5 protein-coding genes and 1 pseudogene are annotated in these 4,320 nt (G+C 69.6%); 1 reads left to right on the top strand and 5 read right to left on the bottom strand.

The window, feature by feature from the left end; genetic code table 11:
- Positions 1–156: 156 nt before the first annotated feature.
- Both G6017_RS16845 and G6017_RS17450 read right to left on the bottom strand, forming a co-directional pair.
- Entirely contained in the window at positions 157–432 is a 276-nt protein-coding gene (locus tag G6017_RS16845) for a hypothetical protein (protein WP_241731492.1), read from the bottom strand.
- Complete coding sequence (locus tag G6017_RS17450) at positions 318–689, bottom strand: hypothetical protein (protein ID WP_524536290.1); 372 nt, start codon at positions 687–689, stop codon at positions 318–320. The genes G6017_RS16845 and G6017_RS17450 overlap by 115 nt, the downstream gene beginning before the upstream one ends.
- 816 nt (positions 690–1,505) lie before the next feature.
- Here G6017_RS17450 and G6017_RS11275 point away from each other — a divergent pair.
- Positions 1,506–1,781: a hypothetical protein gene (locus G6017_RS11275; protein WP_241731491.1), complete on the top strand. Its 276-nt coding sequence runs from the start codon at positions 1,506–1,508 to the stop codon at positions 1,779–1,781.
- A gap of 32 nt (positions 1,782–1,813) precedes the next feature.
- Here G6017_RS11275 and G6017_RS11270 read toward each other — a convergent pair whose 3' ends face one another.
- The 3 genes and pseudogenes from G6017_RS11270 to G6017_RS11260 form a co-directional block, all read right to left on the bottom strand.
- Complete coding sequence (locus G6017_RS11270) at positions 1,814–2,476, bottom strand: hypothetical protein (RefSeq protein ID WP_182610588.1); 663 nt, start codon at positions 2,474–2,476, stop codon at positions 1,814–1,816.
- Between the two features lie 143 nt (positions 2,477–2,619).
- Positions 2,620–3,906 (bottom strand): adenylosuccinate synthase, encoded by a 1,287-nt coding sequence (locus G6017_RS11265; protein WP_182617397.1) that lies wholly within the window; start codon positions 3,904–3,906, stop codon positions 2,620–2,622.
- 123 nt (positions 3,907–4,029) lie between these two features.
- Positions 4,030–4,320: pseudogene (locus tag G6017_RS11260) on the bottom strand (biotin-dependent carboxyltransferase family protein); the annotation flags it as partial.

Genomic DNA, 4,320 nt, shown 5'->3' with positions numbered 1-4,320 from the left:
CCCGCCTGTCGCCACCCGCCTGTCGCCACCCGCCGGCCATCCCCGATCCGGCGGCCACCTCGATCCGGCGGCCACCCCGATCCGGCGCGGTCCTGGATGCATCGGCCGAGTGGGCCCGTCCCAGAACGTGACCGGGATTCAGTGAATGCGACCGGGTCACACGGAATGCTCCCAGCCCTGCTTCTCGAAGGCCCCGCGAACGAATCTGGTGAGCGTCCGCGGGGTGTGCAGCAGACCTTGTGTCACCCGCCTCACCTCCCATCCCAGTGACGCCAGCCGCAGCATCGCCACGGAATCGCCGTCTCGACGGGCCCGGGTCAGATGCTCGTTGCCGTCGTACTGCAACCCGACCTTCCACCGGCGGTTACCCAGGTCGAGTCGCGACACCAGCGCGCCGGACTCATCTCGCACCTCGACCTGCGACTCGAACACCGGCAGATCAGTCGCCCCATGATCAACCGCAGTTCGGACTCCTTGGGCGACTCGGCCAACGGATCCACGGCGGGCAGCAACCCCAGCACACGACGGACCCCGGTCTGACCTGCCATGGCGAACGCCGCCGCCGCGATCGCATCCGGATCAGTGCCGCCTGTGCGACACATGGAATCGAGCGCCGCGACCGCCCGGACATCAGACGCCATATGCCGGGCGAGGTCGATTGCGGTCCTGGCGGGGGTCGTCACGGCCATCCCCTGCCACAGCAGATGGTCGGGAGTGGCGGTCCACTTGCGGACGACGATCCCGGGCGGGGCCCTGCGCCAGGTCGGCCTCCAGAGCTGGACCTCGTCGCGAACTAGCTCCTCCCCGAAGTACGCCTCCCCGGCCAGGTGCCCGGCGGCGCCCCCGCAGATCACCGAGCGTGGGCCACCCCATAGCCAGGCCGCGCGGATCTTCTGCGCCGGGTCGAGTTCGGCTGACGCTCGCACGTAGACCCTCGGGTGCAGTCGACGGAAGCGGGTGCGCAGATCCTGTCTTGTGAGGATCCCCGCAGCCAGTGCGCTGTTGACCAGGAACGGCTCGCCACCGTAGACGGCTCTGACGAAGGCCGCCTCACGCCTCGGCGGTCGCGCAGGGTCTGAGCGCGCAGGGTCTGAGTGTGTCGGTGGCATGACCGCATGGTGCTACGCGAACGCCCGTCCACCGGGTAGTGGCCGGCCCGCTGTGGATGAGCAGGACGACAATCCACAGCCAGATCGTTGCCCTCGGATCGCTCCCGAGATCGACGCCTCTCGGGAGCGGTCAGGACCGTCAAGGAGCGATGAGGAGCGATCCGCGAAGGCTCGTCTCGGTTCGTGCGTCCTCGGCGAGTTCTGGAACGGACTTTCTCGGCCGATACCTCCGAGAACGCGCCGAATCATAGAGCCGGGCGCACAGAGCCGCGAGGCGGCCGCACAGTGGGCCGGCGCCGGAGCGTGCATCACCGCCGCACAGAGGGCCGCGAGCCGACCGCAGGAACGGCCGTAGGTAATGCCCGTCCATTCAGAGTCGATACTGGAGACATGATCATGACCCGCACAACCTCTGCCGCCGCCGCTCTCGCTCTGACCGCCGCCACTTCCGTTGCCGTTGCGCCCGCCCACGCCGCCCCCGTCCCGGACGGCCATGTCGCCTACGTTGCGCAGGCGTCGGGATCAGCGGACGGCGGCTCCCTGGACAACCCCATCGTCGGAGCCGGTCTCATCATCCTCGCGGGGGTGGGAGTCTCCATCGCTCTGGCCGTCGGCGCGGGAGTGGCGGGCGGGGCGTTCCCCCTTCCGCAGATCCCTGGCCTGCCGAGCTGACGCCGAAGCTGAACCCCGGCACCGCCCAGCACTCAGAACGGGGGCGCTGAGGTGGACCCGGTGGCCACACCGATTCCGACCGCCACCGCGGCGACCACGCCCAGCGCGAGTGAACCCGTGGTCTTCCCGCTGCTCGACGCGAGGCCCGACGACCCCACCGGAAGTGACCCGATGTACCCGCCCGAGGTCGTGCTCTCGACCTCGACGTATCCGTCCCCGGTACAGCTCGACACGGCTTCGAGCGCGAACGACCCGTCCGCTGGGAGCACGGCGAACACGGGGTCGACGGGGCCTCGTGAGCCCGGCGCGGATTCGAAGGTGAGATACCCGAACCGGCCGGCCTGCTCGGCGGCCTCGACGCTCGCCTCGAGCTCGTCGGGCAGTTCGATCTCCTCCGCGTCCGGTTCGAGAGTGCGGAGGAAATCGTAGTAGGCGTTGACCACCTCAGCGGTGCTGAGGATCGTCAGGCAGAAGAGGTCGCGCCCGGACCTGTTGGCGTAGGACACGACGGGTTCACCGGACGAGCGGGTGACGGACAGGGAGCTGAGACTGGTGTAGGTCGCGCTGGGGGCGTTCCGGGGCGCCCCCACGAGCGTCAGTTCCTGCGCTGCCGCCACCCCGGCTCCTGACCAGAGGGTGACCGAGGTGAGGACGGTGGTCGCGGCGGCGACGCCGAGACGGGCGAGGGAAGGCATGGGCGTCATCCGATCGTCGAGGGGACGCGGCCGGCTGCGGATCAACGACACCGCCGCAGGGGACTATATCCCCGGATACCTCGTCCCTCCGCCCGATCACGCGGGTCGTCCTGCCACCCCGCGGCCTGAGTCGCCGGCCCGGGTCAGCTCAGGATGTCGCGCCGCACCACGTTCTGGTCGCGGCCCGGGCCCACCCCGATGTACGACATGTGGCAACCGGCCAGCTCCTCGAGCCGTAGCACGTAGGCGCGGGCCTCCGGCGGCAGATCGCTGAACTCGCGCGCCCCGGTGATGTCGACCTCCCAGCCGGGCATGGTCTCGTAGATCGGCGTGGCGTGGTGGAAGTCGGTCTGCGACATGGGCATCTCGTCGTGCCGGACGCCGTCGACGTCGTAGGCCACGCAGATGGGGATCTCGCCGATGCCGGTGAGCACGTCGAGCTTGGTGAGGAAGTAGTCGGTGAACCCGTTGACCCGGGCGGCGTAGCGCGCGATCACGGCGTCGTACCAGCCGCAGCGACGGGTGCGGCCGGTGTTGACGCCCACCTCGCCGCCGGTGACCTGCAGGTATTCGCCCCACTTGTCAAAGAGCTCGGTCGGGAACGGCCCGGCGCCCACTCGCGTGGTGTACGCCTTGACGATGCCCAGCGAGTGGGTGATCTTGGTCGGCCCGACGCCCGACCCCACGCAGGCGCCGCCGGCGGTGGGGTTGGACGAGGTGACGAACGGGTAGGTGCCGTGGTCGACGTCCAGCATGGTGGCCTGGCCGCCCTCCATCAGCACGGACTCGCCGCGCTCCAGGGCCTGGTTGAGCATGAGGGTGGTGTCGCTGACCATGGGCCGCAGCCGGTCGGCGTAGGAGAGGAAGTACTCCACCATCTCGTCGACCTCGACCGCGCGGCGGTTGTAGATCTTGACGAAGATCTGGTTCTTGAGGTGCAGCGCGCCCTCGATCTTCTGCCGCAGGATGGACTCGTCGAAGACGTCCTGCACGCGGATCCCCACCCGCGAGACCTTGTCGGCGTAGGTGGGGCCGATGCCGCGGCCGGTGGTACCGATGGCCTTCTTGCCCAGGAACCGCTCGGTCACCTTGTCCAGCGCCTGGTGGTACGGGGCCACCAGGTGGGCGTCGGCGGAGATGCGCAGCCGCGAGGTGTCGGCGCCGCGGGCCTCGAGGCCGTCGATCTCCTCGAACAGCGCCTCGAGGTTGACCACCACGCCGTTGCCGATCACGGGCACGGCGGTGGGCGAGAGGATCCCGGCGGGGAGGAGTTTGAGCTCGTACTTCTCTCCGCCCACCACCACGGTGTGGCCGGCGTTGTTCCCGCCGTTGGGCTTGACCACGTACTCGACGCGGCCGCCCAGGATGTCGGTGGCCTTCCCCTTGCCCTCGTCGCCCCACTGGGCGCCGATCAGGACGATCGCTGACATGGTCTGCTTTCACCTCGAAGAGAGTCGTCTTTCGGTGAGGGACGAAAACCGGCCCGCAGGCAGTGATTTCCGCGCACACCAACGGTCCAGGGTACTTGGTTCCGCCTGGCACACCCTAGTCGGTCACTCCGACACCCTCCGGAAGCTCACCGGCGCTCCCGGCAGGAGTTGGGACAGTGCGTCCGACGACCGCGAGGTCAACACCCCGATCACCGGGTACCCGCCCGTGACGGGGTGGTCGGGTCCGAACACGACCGGTGAACCGTCGGCCGGGACCTGCACCGCGCCGCGCACCATGCCCTCGCTGGGGATCTCGCGGGTGCTCGACCGGGGCACGGGCCCGGCCGGATCGATGCGCACCCCCACCCGGTCCGCGTGCCCGCTGACGTGCCCGGTCTCCGCCAGGACGCGCCA

It is taken from the genome of Dietzia sp. B44, from assembly GCF_014145245.1.
Taxonomy (GTDB): Bacteria; Actinomycetota; Actinomycetes; order Mycobacteriales; family Mycobacteriaceae; genus Dietzia; species Dietzia natronolimnaea.
The sequence above is the reverse complement of the archived record's forward strand: the minus strand, read 5'-3'. Positions and strand labels throughout refer to the sequence as shown.